Below are 20395 nucleotides of genomic sequence, written 5' to 3'. Positions count from 1 at the left end.
ACTGTTGTAGGCAGTGCTTTATTTCTTTATCTTTTAAGATATTCTTGAAATTATTATTTTTCACAAAGTTCTCTCAACTTCTCGAGTGCTTTTGGGTAAGTCTGGTTCATATAATCTAAAAAATCTTCTGTGGTATCTAAGTCAACAATAACGGTTGTTATCTCGTTGTTTTCTTCGAAAGTATGGTTTTCGAATCCGTTTGCCCATTTTTCTACTTCTGGTCCCTCTGTAATTTCCTTATCAGCTTTTATAAGACCATAATGTTGAATAGAAACAAAGCGGTTGAGAATGTTTTCAGCTATCTTGGAAACCATCCCGCCCTTTTCTCCTTTCTCATCTATTCCAATAAATAGAATTTTATTACCCTTGTCCCAACTGCCTTCATAGGTAGATGTCGGGTTAAACAAAGAAGTCCATTGCTCATATGTTGACTTACTGTTAATACCAAGCATAAAATCATATACCTTAGTTAAAGATGCATTGATGCTTACTTTGAATTGTAACTTTTTCATAGTATTAAATATTTGTTTAGATTAATCTTTCGAATTGTATTTCATGTGATATTTAGCAGTCGTTTAATATATCCTATAGCGGGTTTGGTATTAGATTAAGTCCTGTTTTCGGATTTGCCAAAACTCCCAAAAACAAAACTAACTTTCCATTAAGCCTAATGCCCAAATTGCTTGTAGCGTGTGTTGGCAGTAGTTATTTTATGTTCAATTCGTTAATTATTAATATTTTTTGCCTTTCTAAAGTTATTTTTATAAAACTTAATTCTTCGTTAAATTCGTCTTTTGAAAGTAATTGAATTGATAATTCTAAATCGAAACATTCGAAAAAATTATTTTTTAAATTCTCATTTTCTAACCTCATAGTTTTCCATAAATCTGAATTTGTTTTATGTTTAGTGACCAAAAATAAATCACAGTCATTTGGTTTTTCAACATTTCTGGCTACTGAACCAAAAATAAATGCTAAAAAAAAATGTTCAGTATTTATATTTTTAGAAATCCACTGATGATATTTTTCAGAGTTCTTCATTACTCATAATCTTTCTTATAAATGTTCCCAATGGATAGACACTTATTTTATGTCCATTTTCAGCTGTTTTATATCCTTCGCCTGTTATTTGACACCAAGGTTCACAAATAACTAAGTTTGCTCCTTTTTCAATAGCTTTTGTCACGACATCTGAAGAAACAAGATATTCACTACTTGTTGGTGTGTAAACAATATAATTTTTAGATGAAGATTTAAGTGAAAAACTAAGCATAAATTCACTCAGTATTTTTACTTCTGAAATAACTGGTTTTTCGATTAGTATATTTTTTATATATTTTGCTGGCATTTTTTTAGTTTTTAAGGTCGTCTAAAATAGTTTTTACATTACTTTCAATGGAGTGTATTTCGTTTATAATTTCTTCGCGTCTTTTTGTAGTTGTTTCCAAAATATTAGAAGGATAAGGAAATTCTGAATGTCTTTCACTTGGGTTTTTAATAAAATGTTCATACGATGTTGTATGTTTTATAAAATTAAGATATATGTTCAAGTCATCGTTTGAAGAAATAAGGTGTGAAAAACTTTTAATTATTTCAGATATTTTAGAATTGTTCTCAACAATTATTGATTCTCTCATTCCAAGCCAAAGATTTGCAGAAACTTCTTTTTTAATATCGTCATCTGGAAAAGATTTTGGGCCAAATGAATTAAAAATACTTTCATTAATAGATAAATATGCAATTATTGGGTCATAATATTTTTCTAATTGCTCTTTTTTGTTTTTAATTAAAGTAAGAATTAACTCTTTTCTAATTGATTCTTTAGTTTCTTTTCTTATTTTTCCAAGTGTGACTAAGTTCGTTATAAAAAGAACAAATAAAGGAATAAAAACTACTGAAAAAGTTTTCCATTCTTCTAAATTGTAACCCATATATTTTTCTGGAACTTTAGAATTCTCAACTATTTTGGGCTGTTCTATTTTAATTACAATTGTATCATTTTTGATTTGTTTTGTAATAATAGTTGGCTTCTCCTTTCCAAATGAAAAAGAAACATACATTAAAATTGATAAAATAAATAGTCTTTTTTTTAGCATTCTGATGGATAATTACTGCCAACTTATATATAGGTCTGACAGTGGTCAGACTTTATTTCTTTCAAATATATTAAAATTTTCTTACAAACCAGTAAGGGAAATTTTTATTAGCTGGATACTTTTTGCATATTAATGGTAAAATTCTAGTTGTTGTTGCTTCTATTTTGCGTGAAGGATGGCAGTGGAGCTCTTTATTGTTTTATCCCGAAGGGTAAAGCAATAAAAGCGGGAACAAACAGCCTGACCTTGTTGCGGCACTAAATAAAGTAATCTATGCAATAGTACTGCAACAAGGACACGCCCAAAAAAAGAAACGCCATAAAAAAACCGACTTGTTTTCACAAATCGGTTCAAATTTAAAGTGGATTTTCGTTTATACAAATAAGCCTTCTATGCTTAAGTAATGTTCACCGGTGTCGTAGCAAAAAGTCAGCACTGTAGCATTTTCAGGGATTTTAGATAGTTTTTTGGCCACGGCAGCGAGTGACGCTCCAGAGGATATTCCTATGAACATACCTTCTTCTTTGGCTGCTCTTTGGGCGTATGCAAATGCTTCGTCTTTGCTCACTTGGATGGTTCCGTCCAATAGCTCCGTGTGCAAATTGGTGGGGATAAATCCTGCTCCAATTCCCTGAATAGGGTGGGGAGCCGGTGCGCCGCCGCTGATAACGGGTGAAGCTTCTGGCTCTACAGCGTATACTTTCAGGTTAGGGAAATGTTGTTTCAATATCTCGGCACAACCCGTGATGTGACCACCGGTTCCTACGCCGGTAATCAAATAATCCAGTCCGTCAGGGAATGCATTTATGATTTCCTGTGCGGTGGTTGTTTTATGAATTTCGATATTGGCAGGATTTTCAAATTGAAGAGGTGACCAGGCATTAGGCATTTCGGAGACTAATTCTTGTGCTTTTTCCAGTGCGCCTTTCATTCCTTTTTCGCGGGGCGTCAAGACAAATTCGGCACCATAAAGGCTCATGAGTCGGCGTCTTTCTATCGACATCGATTCTGGCATCACCAATATTAATTTATAGCCTTTTACGGCCGCGACCATTGCAAGTCCAATTCCTGTATTCCCGGAAGTGGCTTCAATAATAGTACCTCCAGCTTTTAATAGTCCTTTAGTTTCGGCATCTTTAATCATCGCAAGAGCGATTCTGTCTTTGATACTGGCTCCGGGATTAGCACGTTCTAGTTTGATCCAAACATTGTGGTTGGCACCAAATAAGCGATTGATTTTTACGTGTGGCGTATTGCCTATTGTTTCGAGTATGTTGTTGTATTTCATAATATTTATATGGAGAAAAAATTAATATCTTTTATTTCCTGTTGATTCAAAACTGTATTTTTATTGGATTGCATGACAAATGAATACGGATTCATACTCTTGGTAATAAAGGTATTTCCGCCCACAATGCTGTGGTTACCTATAATGGTGCTTCCGCCTAAAATGGTGGCATTGGCATAAATAATCACATGGTCTTCCACAGTAGGATGGCGTTTTTTTTCCTGCATGCTTTTCTCAACTTGCAACGCTCCCAATGTCACTCCTTGATAAATGCTGACATATTTTCCTATAATTGTGGTCTCGCCAATAACAATTCCGGTTCCATGATCAATCATAAACGGAACGTCAATGGTAGCACTCGGGTGAATGTCGATTCCGGTTTTGCTATGTGCATATTCGGTTAGAATTCGCGGCAACAAGCACGTAGTTCGGGAAGCAATTGCATTGGCAATACGATAGACTTCTATGGCAAAAAAACCGGGATAGGAATTGATAATTTCCTGAATGCAATCAGCTGCAGGATCTGTATCCAGAATAGCCTGAGCGTCTTTTTGCATCGAGTTATATAGTTCCGGAAGCGCGGTGTAAAATGATTCAGCGTCATCCAGAATTTCATTCGCTGTTTTGTCTTTTACAATCTCCGAGAGAATGGCGATGAAGTTGGCTTTGTTTTGGTCCAAAAGCAATTCGATTTGAATGGTTTCCAAAGCTTTTTCGGGGAATAATATTTTGAATAAATCATCAATCCAATTGATAATTTTAGAAGAATCAATGGCTCTTACCCAATTTTTATTTTGGTTTTCATGTAGTGTATTCGAAAAACGGTTGGTTTCAGTATTCATTTATAATGGAATAAAATCAGATTTAAACGAGAAAAAAGACTCGAAATACAAATATAGAGCAGAATTGAATAGGTTCATAACCCTGCTTTGTAAATAAATGTTAATATGTTAAATTCCCACATAATGGATCCTTTGTTTCGCAAATGCTAGTATAAAAAAAAACTAGTGGCGAAATTCAATAATAAGATTTCGCTGATGATTACTTAATGAAAATCCTGTTTTTTGAATTAATAACTTTACTATACATCGCATCAAATGTATACTGTTTTATAAAACCGGATATCTTTTTTAATTCATTGATTTGATGTAAAGTTGAACGTTTGATGGCGCGTGACATTCTAATTAGATTGTCAGTATTGTCATCAATTTCCAGGGCTATTATGGATTGAATAATGTCTTTTTTCTTGATATGTCCGACCATTCCTTGCTCCGTAACGTCATTAAACTGTTGGAGTTTTTCTGCGATTCTCAAATTTTGAATGCCTTGATACGTATAATTTGGTTGTTTGTCTAAAAAGTTTTTCTTCAAATTCGGGATTAAAGAATCATTTATCCCATTAGATAAGCTAGCGGTTTCCACTTTTATAATCGAAAATTGAATAGCTGTATCTTTTTTGAAATGTAATATAGTATTTATACTTCTTCCACTGGTTACAACAGTTGAAAGGTGTTTTCTAAGCGTTAATTGGTGACCAGATATACCAAAGCTATGTTTGAATGTTCCCTCAGTGCAATACGCAAATACAATTGACGAGGCGCTGAAAGATTCCATACTTAGCGTTACATCATCTGCAAATGTCATGTTAACCTGAATAGAAGTAAAACCATTTATGAAGGTTACCGCGTCAATATTTCCCTTAATCAAATCAGTATCCAGTGCTAATTTAAATTCGTTATTGGTTGAATTTAAAACGCCTTTAAAAGAAGTTTCAAGGTCACTAAAAACTTCATTTATTGTTCCGGCATTCAGATAAATATTTTTCATAAGACATCTATTTAAATAATTATTAAGAAAATGGATTTCGTTTACTTTACTATTTTAATTTATTCAAATTTCAGAATAAGTAATGCAATTTTTGTTATGTAATTCTGTGTAAAACTTTCATAATTCTTATGCCTAATTTATCTGTTAGTGAATGTATTAAGGGCATAAAAAAATCCGATTTGCTTTCACAAATCGGATTACTATTATTTTGTAAAGACGCACTGCAGTGCGTCTTTACAATCTGAAATCTATAAGTGGATTACCTCACCATATGCATCAGCAACCGCTTCCATAACCGCTTCACTCATGGTTGGGTGCGGGTGAATTGATTTTAGAATTTCGTGTCCTGTAGTTTCCAGTTTACGCGCTACAACTGCCTCAGCAATCATATCTGTAACTCCGGCACCAATCATGTGACATCCTAACCATTCGCCGTATTTAGCATCAAAAATTACTTTTACAAAACCATCTGGAGTTCCAGACGCTTTTGCTTTTCCTGAAGCTGAGAACGGGAATTTACCAATTTTCAATTCGTATCCTTTTTCTTTAGCTTGTTTTTCAGTCAAACCTACAGAAGCAATTTCTGGAGTCGCATACGTACAACCCGGAACGTTTCCATAATCGATAGGTTCTACGTGTAGTCCTGCAATTTTCTCTACACAATTGATTCCTTCAGCAGAAGCTACGTGTGCTAATGCTTGTCCTGGCGTTACATCACCAATAGCGTAATATCCTGGAATGTTCGTTTGGTTGTAAGCGTTTACCAAAATTTTATCTTTGTCAGTAGCGATTCCTACTTCTTCTAATCCGATGTTTTCAATATTGGTTTTGATTCCAACAGCCGAAAGTAAAATCTCCGCTTCCAAAACTTCTTCTCCTTTTGCCGTTTTCACAAATGCTTTAACACCTGCTCCAGTTGTATCAATTCTCTCAACAGATGAGTTTGTCATGATTTTGATACCTGCTTTTTTCAAAGAACGCTCCATTTGTTTCGAAATATCCTCGTCTTCAACAGGAACTACATTTGGCATAAATTCTACGATAGTTACCTCAGTTCCCATAGAGTTGTAGAAATGTGCAAATTCAACTCCAATCGCTCCAGAACCCACGATAATCATCGATTTTGGTTGTGTAGATAATGTCATTGCTTGTCTGTAACCAATTACTTTTACACCATCTTGAGGTAAGTTTGGCAACTCACGAGAACGTGCTCCAGTTGCGATAATGATATGATCCGCACTATATTCCGTAACTTTATTGTCTTTGTCCGTAACATCAATTTTCTTTCCTGGTTTTAGTTTTCCAAAACCATCAATCACATCGATTTTATTTTTTTTCATCAGGAATTGAACACCTTTGCTCATTCCGTCAGCTACTGAACGGCTGCGTTGTACAACAGCAGGGAAGTCTTTATCAAAGGATGAAACAGTCAATCCGTAGTCAGAAGCGTGTTTTAGATAATCAAAAACCTGAGCTGATTTTAGTAACGCTTTTGTTGGGATACAACCCCAGTTCAAGCATACACCACCTAAGTTTTCTTTTTCTATTACGGCTACTTTAAAGCCTAATTGTGATGCTCTAATAGCTGTAACATAACCACCTGGACCACTTCCTAAAACTATAATATCGTATTTCATTTTGTGCTTGTTTATTTGTTATTTGTACAAAATGCAGTCGGCAATGCCTCGTGTCATTTCAAAGTTTTTTATTGGTAAAATGAATTCGTAAAAATTCATTTCATTTTGTGTGTTTTTATTTTTTTTTATTGATTGGGCGAATTTAAGGATTTATTCTGTTTTGAGAAAGTTTCAAAGTAATAAAGTGGCAAACTAACCAATTTTCAGAAATTTACGATCCTCAAACTCTTTAATAAATCTTTGTGCCCTTCGCAGTTAAAAACTAATTCGCTACTGAAAACTGTGAATCGTACAAATTCTTGTAATAGCCACTTTCACGGTTAATTAATTCCTGATGTGTTCCTTGCTCTACGATTAAACCTTTATCCATTACCACAATTTTATCAGCATTGACAATCGTTGCCAAGCGGTGCGCAATAACAATTGATGTTCTCCCTTTAGTAATCGTTTCCGTAGCGCGCTGAATCAATTCTTCGGAATACGTGTCTATTGATGAAGTGGCTTCGTCCAAAATCAAAATACTTGGATTACTCACATACGCTCTCAAGAAAGCAATCAATTGGCGTTGACCGGAAGAAAGCATAACGCCACGTTCCTTAACATCAAAATCATAATTATCCGGTAAACTCATGATGAATTCATGGACACCAATTTTTTTGGCTGCAGCCAAAACCTGTTCGCGACTAATTTCAGAATTATTTAAGGTGATGTTGTTGAAAATAGTATCTGCAAAAAGGAAAACATCCTGTAAAACAACCGCAATTTGTTTGCGTAAAGAATCCAAAGTGTAGTTCTCAATATTGTGATTGTCAATATAAATAGAACCGCTGTTGATTTCGTAAAAACGATTAAGCAAATTGATAATCGTAGATTTTCCGGCACCTGTAGAGCCTACAATGGCAATGGTTTGACCGGCACTCACCTCTAAATCGATTCCTTTTATCACTTCTTCATCCGGAATATATCCAAAACGAACTTTTTTGAACTTGATATCTCCTTTAAAAATCGGAGCTTCGATAGTTCCGGTATCCTGAATTTGATCTTCGGTATCCAAAATATCAAAAACACGGTTCGCAGCAATCATTCCCAGTTGCATCTCGTTGAATTTATCCGCAATTTGACGCAACGGATTGAACAACATTCCGATGAACATGGTGTACGAAAATAAATCTCCAAAAGTGGTAAAATTATCGCCGTTTAATATCTTGATTCCTCCATATAACACAATAAAACCCAGCGTTAAAGACGAAATAATATCCGCAATAGGGAAGAAGATGGAGTTGTAAAGAATGGTTTTTATCCACGCTTTTTTATGCTTGTCGTTGATACTTTTGAATTTTTCGTACTCAATTTTTTCACGGTTAAAAAGTTGGACAATCTTCATTCCTGTTACCCGTTCCTGCACAAAGGAGTTCATATTAGCTATTTGGGTTCGCACTTCTTCGAAAGCCACTTGCATTTTCTTTTGGAAAATTCGGGTGAAGAAAACCAGAATTGGCATTGCCACAATCACAATCCAAGTCAAGGTCCAGTTCATGTAAAACATAAAAGCCAATACGACAACCATTTTCATTAAGTCACTAATAATCATGAATAATCCCTGACTGAAAATTCGGGCAATGGATTCAATATCTGAAACCGAACGCGTTACGAGTTGACCCACAGGAACGTGATCAAAATATTTCATTCGGAAACTTAGAATATGTTGAAACAGTTTTGTCCGAATGTCTTTTACAATGTCTTGACCGAGCCAGTTCGCCCAATAGACAAAGTAAAACTGAGAGAATACCTCCAGCAAAAGCACAATTCCCATCAGGATGACATACATTAATAATCCCTGTTGATCTTGGGTTGCAATATAACCATCTACGGTTTGTTTCAATAAATACGGACGTAACGCCGCAAAAATTGATAGTGAAATGGCGAAAATAATTACACCATTAAAACGCCATTGATAGGGTTTTGTGAATTTTAATATTCGTTTGAATAATCGGGTATCAAATGCTTTTGCTTTCATATTTTTTCTTTAAGCCTTATGCTTTAGGCTTTAGGCATAATGCGTAAAGCTTACAGCCTGAAGCTATAAATAATCGTATTCTATTTTGGTTAAATACAAACCATGCGCCGGAACCGAAAAACCAGCTTTATCTCGGTTTTTACTTTCTATAATGGCATTAAAATCAGCTAATGTAATTTTGTGTAATCCTATGTTTACCAATGTTCCCACAATGGCCCGTACCATATTGCGTAAGAAACGATTGGCCGAAATGGTGAAAATTAGGTTGCCGTTTTCTTGCTTCCAATAGGCTTCAAAAATCGTGCAGTCAAAAGTATTTACATCCGTATTTACTTTTGAAAAACACTGAAAATCAGTATGATTGAAAAGGAGTTTCGCTGCTTCATTCATCAAATCGACATCCAATTTTTGATGGAAATACCAACTTTGCTCTTGCGAAAAAACATCTTTGAACGTGTTGATGTGGTATTCATAGGTTCTTTTTGTAGCATCAAAACGAGTGTGCGCTTCATTGTGAACCGTTATAATGTCATAAATAACAATGTCTTTGGGTAAATAAGAGTTGAGTTTGTGCACTAAACTGGGAATATCCAACGGGTTTTCAAAATCGAAATGAGCATACATCTCTTTCGCATGAACTCCGGTATCTGTTCTTCCGGCTCCCATAAGATTGATGGTTGTATTCAATAGCACAGAAAACGCTTTGTTCATTGTTTCCTGGACAGAAGCAGCATTGGGTTGGTATTGCCAGCCGTGATAATGGGTTCCGTTGTATGCTAATTTGATGAAATACCTCAAGTGAATTTTTTTGAAGCCACAAAGATACTTATTAATTTTTTTGCCACGAACTCGCCAAGGCGCAAAGTTTGTTAAGTTTCAATTTGATTTTTTATTTGGAATCCGAATGTTTAATTTTACCACAAAATCCTAGCCCTGATTGTAACGGAAATCCTTTTTAATCGCCTTTTCGGCGAATAAAAAGATTGAAGTGGAAAGCAGGAAATAGCTCCAGATTGCCTCAAGCCTTGCAATGATAACATAAATATGAAAAAAATACTTCTGCTTTCCGATACACACAGTCACATTGATGATACTATTTTGAAATATGTCGTGCAGGCTGACGAGGTTTGGCATGCCGGAGATATTGGTGATTTGGCCGTGACCGATGCAATAAAAAAGCTAAAACCGTTGCGTTGCGTGTATGGGAATATTGACGATGCCACAGCCAGAATGGAATTTCCGTTGCACAATCGTTTTATGTGTGAAGGAGTTGATGTTTGGATTACGCATATTGGTGGGTATCCAGGAAAATACAATCCGAATATTAAAGCAGAGATGGAATTAAATCCTCCAAAATTATTTATTTGCGGACATTCTCATATCCTGAAAGTCATTTTTGATAAAAAACATAATTTATTGCACATGAATCCCGGAGCGGCAGGGAAAAGTGGTTTTCACCAAGTGCGCACCATGTTGCGATTTGTCATTGAAGGTGATAAAATTAAGGATATGGAAATTATTGAGATGGAAAAACGGGTGTAGTTGCCTTTTTTGGATACGTTATTGGGACTTCAATTGTAATGATTGTTCCAGCGTTTACTTTTGAGTTCAAGTGAATATTTCCTTTTAAATTATTGATCCGAGCTTTTATTTGGTTTAAACCAAAACCTTCCAGAACATGAAATCTACTGGAATCAAAACCTTTTCCATTATCCCTAAGGATGATTTTCAGCAGTCCGTTATTTTCATTTATACTTAATTTAGATTGACTTGCATCACTATGTTTTATGATGTTGTTGAGAAGTTCCATGATGATAAAATAAATTTTCATTTCAAAATCTTCATCATAACGCGTTTTTCTGTTTATAGAACTGGCGTATTCAAAGTGCAGAATCGAATTGGAATTTTTTTCACACAAATCATCCAAAGCATCAAATAATCCAAATCGTGCCAAAAGTGAAGGCATCAGTTCGTGTGACAAATCCCGAACCTGATCGTGCGCTTCTTCCAGTATTGCTTTGGTTTTCATTATTTCTTGCGAATAAGTCTGGTTTTGTGACGTGTATGCATGTAAATGTAATCCTGCCGATGACAGTAAAGCGCTGATATTATCATGTAAAAAAGCTGCTATTTTTTTGCGTTCTAATTCTTGCCCGTTTATAGACGCATTAATCATGTTTTCCTGGGCTTTACTGCGCAAATCTTTTAGTTTATTTTTTTGTTTTAGTTGCGCATTTTGGGAATAAAGGTAAAAAAGCAGGAACAATAGTAATAGGATTGCGCTTAATATAACAACAATTTTCTTATTTCTGGATTGCTCTTGTAACAATACATATTCTTTGCTTTTAAACTCACTTTCTATTTTGTCAATTTCTCGTTTGTATTCGTCTATTTCAAGATTTATACCGGCAATATTGGCTTTGTTGAGTTTTTCTTCATTGTTTAATTCATCCGTTATAGCATTAAAAAGAGCGAGATTTTTATAAGCATTTTTATAATCTCCATTTTTTAGTAAAAACTTGGAAAACTCATGATGTGAATATGACAAATCCGATTTTTCGTTTCCTTCATTTCCAAGTTTTATTGCATTTTCAAAAAAGAAGGTTGCTTTTTCAGGCTCATTTTTATAATTATAATACATTCCATTGAGCATGTTTAGTGCAACAATAGTAGAAGTGTCGCCATGTTTTTTATGATGTTCATTGATATATTTCAGATAGGGAAGTCCTTCGTCATAACGGCCAATATCAAAATATGCCCATGTCAAATTGAGTTTTGTGAAAACTATTTGCGCAGAGTCCTTGATTCTGGTGCTGTATTCTAACGATTTTTTATAGTAATAAATTCCTTTTTCATATTGCTTTTTGTCAAAGCAGTAAATATTACCTAAATTATTGTTGAGCCAGTTTTTTAAGACATCATTATTGGTTTTGTTGGCATAGTCCAAACCTTTATGATAATAATAAAATGCTTTGTCAAATTCAGATAACTGATCAAAATTTGCAGCAATAGTGTTGTACGAACCTGCAATCAGATTGTTGTCTTTTAGGCGAATAGCTTGACTTAAAGCAAGTCTTGATTTTATTAGTGATTTTTCGTAACTACCATCTTTCATTAGTAGAATTGCCTCGTTAGAAAGTTTGGTGACTTCTTCTTTTGTAGGCTTTTTTTTGTGTGCAAATACTGTGTTAATGGAACAGCTAAGTAATACAAGCAATACGATAATAATTTGTCTGTATGACATAGATGCGTTGATTTTTAATGAGTTTTATTGCTTTGTTGAAGGTGTTTTGTAAAATGAATTGCATTTAAAGGATCAACTCAGGATTTAATTAACTGATGTTTAATGGCGTATTTTACAAGACTTATGGAGTTTTTTGCATCCAATTTCTTCATTATGTTTTTTCGATGTGTTTCCACTGTATTTACGCTAATGAATAACTGATCGCTAATTTCTTTTCCACTGAATTCAAGTGAGATCAAAGTGATGATTTCTAGTTCTCTGTCGGTTAAAGCCAAGTTTCCTTTTAAATCGGGTTTGTTTAAGTTTGGATTATTCTTAGTTGCGGTATTGAATATTTTTTCCCGAACCGATTTGCAAAAATATTCTTCACCATTGTAAACAGCCTGAATGGCTTCGACGATATTTTCACCGGCACATTTTTTTGTCAAATAACCGCTGCTACCTAATTTCATTACTTCTTTTATTATTCTCAAGTCGTCGTGGCTTGATAAAATAATAATTTTACAGGGAAATCCTTTTTCAGCAAACTCTTTAATGACTTCAATTCCATCTTTTTCTGGCATGTTAATGTCCAGAATAAGAATATCTGATTTGTTCTCAATAACTTCATCGTATAAATTGGTACCATTAATGGAAAATCCCACCACCTCAAATCTAGGATTGGTATGTAATATAGTTTTGATTCCATCAATAAGAATTTGATGGTCATCAGCAAGATGAATTCGTATTTTGTTTAACATATCAGGATTATTATTGCCAAATTTATAAAAAAAACAACAGATTGTTAGTTTGTTAGGTTTTTATTATTGTTTTTTACTGTTAAAATAAATAATGCCAAAATCCACAAAAAAACCCGAATTGTTACATTCGGGTTTCCTTCGCACTAATAAACTAAAGTTTATAGGTTTACCTCAATCTGTCCACAGATTTTACAAGATCCTCATCCTTTTTGATAGCCTTATTAGCCAAGACTAATAATACGATAGCAACTACAGGTAGAAACATCCCAATACCTTTCTCAGAAACAGCAGGTGTTTCTCCAGATAGATTTAGTGAACGATAAACAAACAATCCTAATAAAATCAAATTTAATATGATATTCAATCTGCCAATAACAAATTGATTTTGTCTTTTTTTATAGGAAACAACACTTAATAAAGTCAGCGTAGTACTCAATCCCAATAGTATGGTATACACTTGGCTTTGCATGAAATAAAATGCTTTACCATCGCTCATAGTCCATAAAGGAATAAAAAACAGTAAAATTCCGGTAACTACAAAAGCAAGTAGTAAATAAATGGTCTGAATTCTTTGTATCATTTTTTAAATATGTTTTACAAAAATATATTTTCTTTTTTAAAAATACTATTGTCTGATTAAATTTTATTCGTATTATTGCATCATAATTCCGTAAGCACTTCATACTGCGGTTGATTCAATTTAAAGTTCACTACCTATCTTTTACATTATTTCCAAAAATTAATTAAACTCATAGAACATTCATGTTTGATATTTCTGCATTAAAAGAAATGAAGCTTTCTGAGCTTCAAGAAATAGCTAAAACAGCTAAAACCATAAAATTTAACGGTGTAAAAAAAGAGACTTTAATCGGTCAGATTTTGGATCATCAATTGGCTACTGCGGAAGCTACATTAGATACAAAGACAGAAAGTAATCTTGAAGAGGATAAACCGAAAAGAGAAAGAGCTAGAATACTTCCTGTGAAAAAAGTAGCTATTCAGAAAACAACAAAAAACACGCTGTTTGAAACGGAAGATAGTAATGTAGAAGAAAATGTTCCCGTTGAAAATAGGTCTTCTTCGGACTTAATGCCAAAAGAACAAGAAGCAGTTTCAGTTCAAGAGCCTGTGATTATTGAGAAAAAAGCAGATAAGGTGATTAAGTTTAATAAATCAGCTTACGAGAAAAAAATAGCCTTGAAAAAGGACAAAGAAGAAGTAAAAGAGACTGCAAAAGAAAATGAGGCAACAGCAGAAACTTCCACTGAAGAAAAAGGTGAGGTTATTGTTCCTGTCAAAAAAATAAATCCAAACCAATTACATAAGCTGAATCCAAATCCTAACGGAAATGGGAATGGAAATCAAAATCCAAATTTCAAAAATAAGAAAAGTAACTTCGCTGCTTCGGATTTTGAATTTGACGGAATTATAGAAAGTGAAGGAGTTCTGGAAATGATGCCTGATGGATATGGTTTCTTGCGTTCTTCAGATTACAACTATTTGGCTTCGCCAGATGATATTTATTTGTCAACTTCTCAAATCAGATTGTTCGGTCTTAAAACTGGAGATACGGTAAAAGGGGTGGTTCGTCCACCAAAAGAAGGAGAGAAATTTTTCCCATTAGTTAGAGTTTTAAAAATAAACGGACACGATCCTCAAGTGGTTCGTGACCGAGTTTCATTCGAACATTTAACACCTGTTTTTCCATCGGAAAAGTTCAAATTGGCCGAAAAACAAAGCACGATTTCAACCAGAATTATCGATTTATTTTCACCAATAGGAAAAGGACAACGTGGAATGATTGTGGCGCAACCTAAAACCGGTAAAACGATGTTGCTGAAGGAAATTGCCAATGCAATTGCCGCAAATCATCCTGAAGTATATTTGATTGTTTTGCTGATAGATGAGCGTCCGGAAGAGGTCACAGACATGCAACGTAGTGTGCGTGGTGAAGTAATCGCTTCAACATTTGACAGAGAACCGCAAGAGCATGTTAAAATTGCAAATATCGTTCTTGAAAAAGCAAAACGATTGGTAGAATGTGGTCATGATGTAGTGATTTTATTGGATTCGATTACGCGTTTGGCGAGAGCGTATAATACAGTACAACCTGCTTCGGGTAAAGTATTAAGTGGAGGTGTGGATGCGAATGCATTGCAAAAACCAAAACGTTTCTTTGGAGCGGCACGTAATGTAGAAAATGGCGGTTCATTAAGTATTATTGCTACTGCATTAACTGAAACCGGATCGAAAATGGACGAAGTTATCTTTGAAGAATTTAAAGGTACTGGTAATATGGAATTACAATTGGATAGAAAAATTGCCAACAAACGTATATTCCCGGCTATCGATTTGACTTCTTCAAGTACAAGACGCGACGACATGTTATTAGATCAAAAAACATTGCAACGCATGTGGATCATGAGAAAATACCTTTCGGATATGAATCCGGTGGAAGCAATGGATTTTATTAATGATCGTTTCAAGAAAACGAAAAATAATGAAGAGTTTTTAATCTCAATGAATGATTAATTATAAAAGTTCAAAGTTTTTTTAGTTTAATGTTTAAAGTAAGAAAAAGATTAAACTAAAAAAAAATAATTACATAAAAAAAGTCCTCGAAATTTCGAGGACTTTTTTTATGTAATTATAGAGTGTAAAATCTAAGTTTTATTCTATTTCTTTTTGTACTCTTTTTTCTTTCTGTTCTACACTTTCTTTACGTTCTAATAAAGCCATGTAAAATCCGTCAAAACCTGACTCGGAAGCCAATATTTTTTGGTCTTTTATAAAATTGAATTGTTTACCAATGTCAGTTGTCAAAAAGCGTTGTACCTGTTCTTGGTTCTCTGATGGTAATATAGAACAAGTGGCGTACACTAATTTTCCTCCTGGTTTTACAATTTTAGAATAACTTTCTAAAACTTCCGATTGTACTTTTCGGATGTTATCAATAAATTCCGGTTTCAATTTCCATTTTGCATCTGGGTTTCTTTTTAAAACTCCTAAACCGCTACAAGGTGCGTCAATCAAAACACGGTCTGCTTTTTCGTGTAATTTTTTGATGATTTTTGTCGAGTCTATAATTCGGTATTCAATATTGAAAGCACCGTCTCTTTTGGCTCTGATTTTTAATTGCTTCAGTTTGCTTTCATACAAATCCATAGCGATTAATTGTCCTTTGTTTTCCATCAAAGAAGCGATATGTAATGTTTTTCCACCAGCACCAGCACATGTATCCACAACACGCATTCCTGGCTTTACATCAAGGAAAGCGGCTACTAATTGTGAATTAGCATCCTGAACTTCAAAGAAACCTTGTTTGAAAGCGTCAGTCAGGAAAACATTGGCTCTTTCTTTTAGTACCAAAGCATCTGGTTGATTTTTCAACGTTTCCGTTTCAATGTTTAAATCCATCAAAATAGCACGTAGCCCTTCTCTTGTCGTCTTAAGTGTATTTACTCTTAAGATAACTTTAGCGGGTTGGTTTTGAGCTGCTATTTCAGTTGCCCAAACTTTCTCCCCTAGTTCTTTAACGCCTAATTCATCCATCCAGTCCGGAATAGATTCTTTCAATGCTCTCACTTTTGAAAGTTCGTCAAAACGTCCTTTTATTTTTCGTTCCGGAGTTCCTTCCAGTTGACGCCAATCCGGAATAGGATATCCTCTTAGTACTGCCCAAACAGAAAACATTCTCCAAAGATTGTCTCTGTCAAAAGGTTCTTTTACTTCGGCTATTTCTGCGTATAATCTTTTCCAACGTACAATTTCGTAGATGGTTTCGGCAACAAACTTTCTGTCAGAGCTTCCCCAACGTTTGTCTTTTTTTAAAGATCTGGCAACTACTTTATCCGCATATTCACCTTCGTTAAAAATGGCGTTTAAAGCATCTATTGTTGTGTAAACTAAATTTCTGTGTAATCTCATTTTAAATTATTGAGGTGCAAAGGTACTATTAATTGATTGAATGTTATATTTTTAATAATGAATGTTGTTTTTAAATTTTTCGATAAAAAAAAACACTGTACTACTACAGTGTTTTATGGGGCATTTTAAAAGCAAAAAAATTATTTTACTCTTGTCAATCCTATATTTTCAGGAGCATGAAGTACCATTGGAAATTTTTCCACTTTTACGGAACTGCTGTCTAAACCAAAGGCTCTTTCTTCAGATAAACTTAGTTTTTTAATGAAGAAATAGGAATTCATAATTATTTTTTCATGCCATCTTAAGTCGCTATCATTAGAAAGGAATTTTTCAGATAAGACAAATTTGAAATCACCTATGATATTGTTTTTGTTCAAAGATTCATATCTGCTGGTTATATCTACCTCTCCTTTTTTTACCATGTCTCTGATTACTTCTCTAAACATCAGGTTTATTTTGGTAGGTTCTCTAAAACCAAGATTAAAGTCTACACGATACAAATCATCTTTGACAATTTCAGTTACTTTATATTCGGTTTTGTAAGGTTCTGTTAGTATATTCACGTGAACAAACCAGTAAATATCGGCTCTTTTGGGTCTTTTTTGCAAAATAGAATACATTACTTTTTCTTCTATTTCATCTGTTCTTCCAGCATTGGTCATGTAAACTAAATGCGTGGCATATTTAGGTATCGATAAATCGGCACTTAATTCAACAAGCACTTTTTTGTAATCCTCAATTTTAACGATTTTGGTGTAGCTTTTATTAATTTTCTTCGCTAAATACCAAATGGTCATTATACTGATTAAAGTAATTGCTATGAAAAGCGTTACATAACCACCGTCAGCGAACTTAGTTATGTTAGCAGCGAGAAAACTAAATTCTATCGCTAAATAAATGGTAATTAACGGTATGATAAAATATAATTTCACTCTTTTCATGATTAAATAAAAATTAAGTAAAATAGTGGTCATAATCATGCATAAGATAATGGCCAGACCGTACGCGTGTTCCATATTACTGGATTCTTCAAAATGCAATACGATTCCAACACAACCGAAAAACAGTAACCAGTTGATTGATGGAATATACAACTGTCCTTTTAATTCAGTAGGATATTTGATTTTTACTTTTGGCCAAAAATTTAATCTCATCGCTTCATTTATCAAGGTAAATGAGCCACTAATTAAGGCTTGCGAAGCAATTACAGCGGCAAGGGTTGCTATTACAATTCCTATAGGTTGAAACCAGTCTGGCATAATCAGGTAAAATGGATTTCCATTTTTTCCACCCAAACTTTGCAATGTTTCTCCTTCATGCTGAATTAAATAAGCGGCCTGTCCAAAATAATTAAGGACTAAAGCAGTTTTTACAAAAACCCAGCTAATTCTGATGTTTTTTCGTCCGCAATGTCCCATGTCGGAGTACAATGCTTCTGCACCTGTTGTACAAAGGAATACAAATCCCAAAACAAAAAATCCTTCAGGATGAATGGTCAATAAATGATAGGCATAATAAGGGTTGATGGCTCTAAAAACATCAGTATGTTGTGCGATTTGGATGCATCCCAAAATAGCAAGCATTCCAAACCAAATCATCATCATAGGAGCGAAAAACTTACCGACTAATTTAGTTCCAAATTGCTGTATGGCAAATAGTATGAATAAAATACCTATAACAATTGGAATTGTATTTATTTCGGGATAATAAGTTCTTATCCCTTCTACAGCTGATGATACAGATATGGGAGGTGTAATGATTCCGTCCGCTAATAAAGCACTTCCTCCTATTATTGCAGGGACTATCAGCCATTGAATTTTTGTTTTTTTGACCAAAGCATACAATGCAAAAATACCTCCTTCACCGTGATTATCAGCACTTAAAGTTATGAGTACATATTTGATAGTGGTTTGAAGGGTAAGTGTCCAAAATACACATGATATGCCACCTAAAACAACATCCGCGTTTATGATATGCTCGCCTAATATGGCTTTCATTACATATAGTGGTGATGTTCCTATATCACCATAAATTATTCCCAATGAAATTAATAAACCACCTAATGTCCATTTACTATGCAAGTCTTTGTGCGATGCGCTCATGTAATATTTTTAAAAAACTTGTCAAAAATACACTTTTAAAATAAATTAGAGCTTTTTATCTAATAAAAAAACACGGCTATCAAAGCCGTGTTTTTTAGTTTCTTTTTTAATATATTTTTAGGATCTTCTATTGTCGTTTCTGGAAGAATTACTTCTTTGACTTTCTGACCTTTGTGGCGCTGATTCTCTCGAAGAATTCCCTCTGTTTTGAGGCTCTGCTCTTTGTGGAGGATCTTGTCTGGAAGGACTAGTTCTATTTTGAGAATAGTCTCTCTGAGAATTTCCTCTTTGAGGTGCTGCCTGTTCAGAAGGACTTGTTCTGTTTTGAGAATACTCTCTCTGCGAATTTCCTCTTTGAGGCGTTGCCTGGGTGGAAGGACTAGTTCTGTTTTGAGAATACTCTCTTTGCGAATTTCCTCTTTGAGGCGTTGCCTGAGTGGAAGGACTAGTTCTGTTTTGAGAATACTCTCTTTGCGAATTTCCTCTTTGAGGCGTTGCCTGAGTGGAAGGACTAGTTCTGTTTTGAGAATAATCTCTCTGTGAATTTCCTCTTTGTGGCGTTGCCTGAGTAGAACGATCAGTTCTGTTTTGAGAATAATCTCTTGAAGAACCTGCTCTTTGCGGAGTAACTCCTCCTCTGGAAGGACTAGTTCTATTTTGAGAATTGTCTCTAGAAGTCACGCCTCTTCTGTTAGAATATCCATTATTATTTCTTGAAACTCTTCTTTGATCTAATTCATATCGGTTCGCAACAGTAGCGTTTCTTCGTGAGAATGAATAGTTCGGATTTTGTCTTTCGTATCCATTGGAACGTCTTGAATTGTATAAAACTACTGCTCGATTACTTCTTCTATTAGTAACATAATTATAGTTGTTGTTAATATTCAAATTAATATTTATGTTGTTTCTGTAACGAAATACCGGAAATGGATTCCAAGCGTAATAATAGGAAGGATAATAGCCCCAGTTCCAAGTGGAATAATATGGCCGATAATTAGGTGACCAGAATGAAGCATAAATTACAGGAGTACTGTAATAAACGGGCTCATAAATATAATTTTCACCATACATGAAAACATCTCCTACTACTTGAACATGAATTTTATTGTTTCTGTCTTTTTCAACATCAATTGTAGCCACATCTTGGTAGACATCTTCATCAATTACGGATTGAACAATGATTAAGTGCGTTCTATTTTCGACGGTTTCAATTACCCGTAAATAATCAACTTCATTATCATTATTCAAATCTAAATTTGATATTTGAAGTTCAGGATCATTCAGGCGTCTTTCAAAATCCTGGAGGTCTCTAGATTCGCCAAAAATAGAAGCAACAGCTCTCAAATCAAGATTATCGCTTATTTCAGCATTCATAGCATTTACTGATGTTCTATCTTGCGCTTGTATTTGTGTTGCGAAAACAGAAGTCAATAGACTCAATAATAGTAGTTTCGTTTTCATAATAAATTGGATTAAGTTTTCCCTTTTTTTCAACTTTCAATTACTGTGCCAATTAA

General features: G+C 34.3%; 18 protein-coding genes. 2 read left to right on the top strand and 16 right to left on the bottom strand.

Annotated elements, in window-relative coordinates:
• Positions 1-53 precede the first annotated feature (53 nt).
• The 10 genes from G7A72_RS03850 to truA all read right to left on the bottom strand — a co-directional run bounded on the left by G7A72_RS03850 (position 54) and on the right by truA (position 9663).
• On the bottom strand, positions 54-512 hold the full coding sequence (locus G7A72_RS03850) for an SRPBCC domain-containing protein (protein ID WP_165151495.1): 459 nt from the start codon (positions 510-512) through the stop codon (positions 54-56).
• Between the two features lie 193 nt (positions 513-705).
• Positions 706-1041 carry a hypothetical protein gene (locus tag G7A72_RS03845; protein WP_165151494.1) on the bottom strand — a complete coding sequence of 112 codons (336 nt, stop codon included), beginning with the start codon at positions 1039-1041 and terminating at the stop codon, positions 706-708.
• Entirely contained in the window at positions 1028-1348 is a 321-nt protein-coding gene (locus G7A72_RS03840) for a hypothetical protein (RefSeq protein ID WP_165151493.1), read from the bottom strand. The genes G7A72_RS03845 and G7A72_RS03840 overlap by 14 nt, the downstream gene beginning before the upstream one ends.
• A gap of 4 nt (positions 1349-1352) precedes the next feature.
• Complete coding sequence (locus G7A72_RS03835; protein ID WP_165151492.1) at positions 1353-2096, bottom strand: hypothetical protein; 744 nt, start codon at positions 2094-2096, stop codon at positions 1353-1355.
• A 373-nt stretch (positions 2097-2469) separates the two neighbouring features.
• Positions 2470-3384, bottom strand: coding sequence for a cysteine synthase A (gene cysK / locus G7A72_RS03830; RefSeq protein WP_165151491.1), 915 nt, complete (start codon positions 3382-3384; stop codon positions 2470-2472).
• A gap of 5 nt (positions 3385-3389) precedes the next feature.
• Positions 3390-4226, bottom strand: a complete 837-nt coding sequence (locus tag G7A72_RS03825; RefSeq protein ID WP_165151490.1) for a serine O-acetyltransferase — start codon at positions 4224-4226, stop codon at positions 3390-3392.
• A 199-nt stretch (positions 4227-4425) separates the two neighbouring features.
• Positions 4426-5211, bottom strand: coding sequence for a hypothetical protein (locus G7A72_RS03820; RefSeq protein ID WP_165151489.1), 786 nt, complete (start codon positions 5209-5211; stop codon positions 4426-4428).
• Between the two features lie 248 nt (positions 5212-5459).
• The gene (gene lpdA / locus G7A72_RS03815; protein ID WP_113666877.1) at positions 5460-6848 is read right to left on the bottom strand and encodes a dihydrolipoyl dehydrogenase; all 1389 of its coding nucleotides are present in this window, start codon (positions 6846-6848) and stop codon (positions 5460-5462) included.
• 262 nt (positions 6849-7110) lie between these two features.
• A complete protein-coding gene (locus tag G7A72_RS03810) occupies positions 7111-8865 on the bottom strand; it encodes an ABC transporter ATP-binding protein (protein ID WP_113633287.1) in 1755 nt (584 codons plus the stop codon).
• A gap of 63 nt (positions 8866-8928) precedes the next feature.
• A complete protein-coding gene (truA, locus tag G7A72_RS03805) occupies positions 8929-9663 on the bottom strand; it encodes a tRNA pseudouridine(38-40) synthase TruA (protein WP_165151488.1) in 735 nt (244 codons plus the stop codon).
• Between the two features lie 246 nt (positions 9664-9909).
• Between truA and G7A72_RS03800 the strand changes: the two genes are divergently transcribed.
• The gene (locus G7A72_RS03800) at positions 9910-10407 is read left to right on the top strand and encodes a metallophosphoesterase (protein WP_165151487.1); all 498 of its coding nucleotides are present in this window, start codon (positions 9910-9912) and stop codon (positions 10405-10407) included.
• Here G7A72_RS03800 and G7A72_RS03795 read toward each other — a convergent pair.
• From G7A72_RS03795 to G7A72_RS03785, 3 genes are all read right to left on the bottom strand, one after another.
• Positions 10382-12109, bottom strand: coding sequence for a tetratricopeptide repeat-containing sensor histidine kinase (locus G7A72_RS03795; RefSeq protein WP_165151486.1), 1728 nt, complete (start codon positions 12107-12109; stop codon positions 10382-10384). The two genes, G7A72_RS03800 and G7A72_RS03795, sit on opposite strands and share 26 nt — an antisense overlap.
• A gap of 77 nt (positions 12110-12186) precedes the next feature.
• Complete coding sequence (locus G7A72_RS03790; RefSeq protein WP_165151485.1) at positions 12187-12849, bottom strand: response regulator transcription factor; 663 nt, start codon at positions 12847-12849, stop codon at positions 12187-12189.
• Positions 12850-13015: 166 nt separating this feature from the next.
• Positions 13016-13429 (bottom strand): DUF4293 family protein, encoded by a 414-nt coding sequence (locus tag G7A72_RS03785; protein ID WP_113666882.1) that lies wholly within the window; start codon positions 13427-13429, stop codon positions 13016-13018.
• Positions 13430-13611: 182 nt separating this feature from the next.
• Here G7A72_RS03785 and rho point away from each other — a divergent pair, with 182 nt between their 5' ends.
• Positions 13612-15381, top strand: a complete 1770-nt coding sequence (gene rho / locus G7A72_RS03780) for a transcription termination factor Rho (RefSeq protein WP_165151484.1) — start codon at positions 13612-13614, stop codon at positions 15379-15381.
• A 138-nt stretch (positions 15382-15519) separates the two neighbouring features.
• Here rho and G7A72_RS03775 read toward each other — a convergent pair whose 3' ends face one another.
• From G7A72_RS03775 to G7A72_RS03765, 3 genes are all read right to left on the bottom strand, one after another.
• Positions 15520-16776: an RsmB/NOP family class I SAM-dependent RNA methyltransferase gene (locus G7A72_RS03775; protein ID WP_165151483.1), complete on the bottom strand. Its 1257-nt coding sequence runs from the start codon at positions 16774-16776 to the stop codon at positions 15520-15522.
• Between the two features lie 140 nt (positions 16777-16916).
• The gene (locus tag G7A72_RS03770; protein WP_113666885.1) at positions 16917-18878 is read right to left on the bottom strand and encodes a KUP/HAK/KT family potassium transporter; all 1962 of its coding nucleotides are present in this window, start codon (positions 18876-18878) and stop codon (positions 16917-16919) included.
• Positions 18879-18995: 117 nt separating this feature from the next.
• On the bottom strand, positions 18996-20339 hold the full coding sequence (locus G7A72_RS03765) for a hypothetical protein (protein ID WP_165151482.1): 1344 nt from the start codon (positions 20337-20339) through the stop codon (positions 18996-18998).
• Between the last annotated feature and the right edge of the window lie 56 nt (positions 20340-20395).

The organism is Flavobacterium sp. Sr18 (genome assembly GCF_011064265.1).
GTDB lineage: Bacteria > Bacteroidota > Bacteroidia > Flavobacteriales > Flavobacteriaceae > Flavobacterium > Flavobacterium petrolei.
Note: the sequence above shows the minus strand (reverse complement) of the source record. Positions and strands in the feature narration are given on the sequence as shown.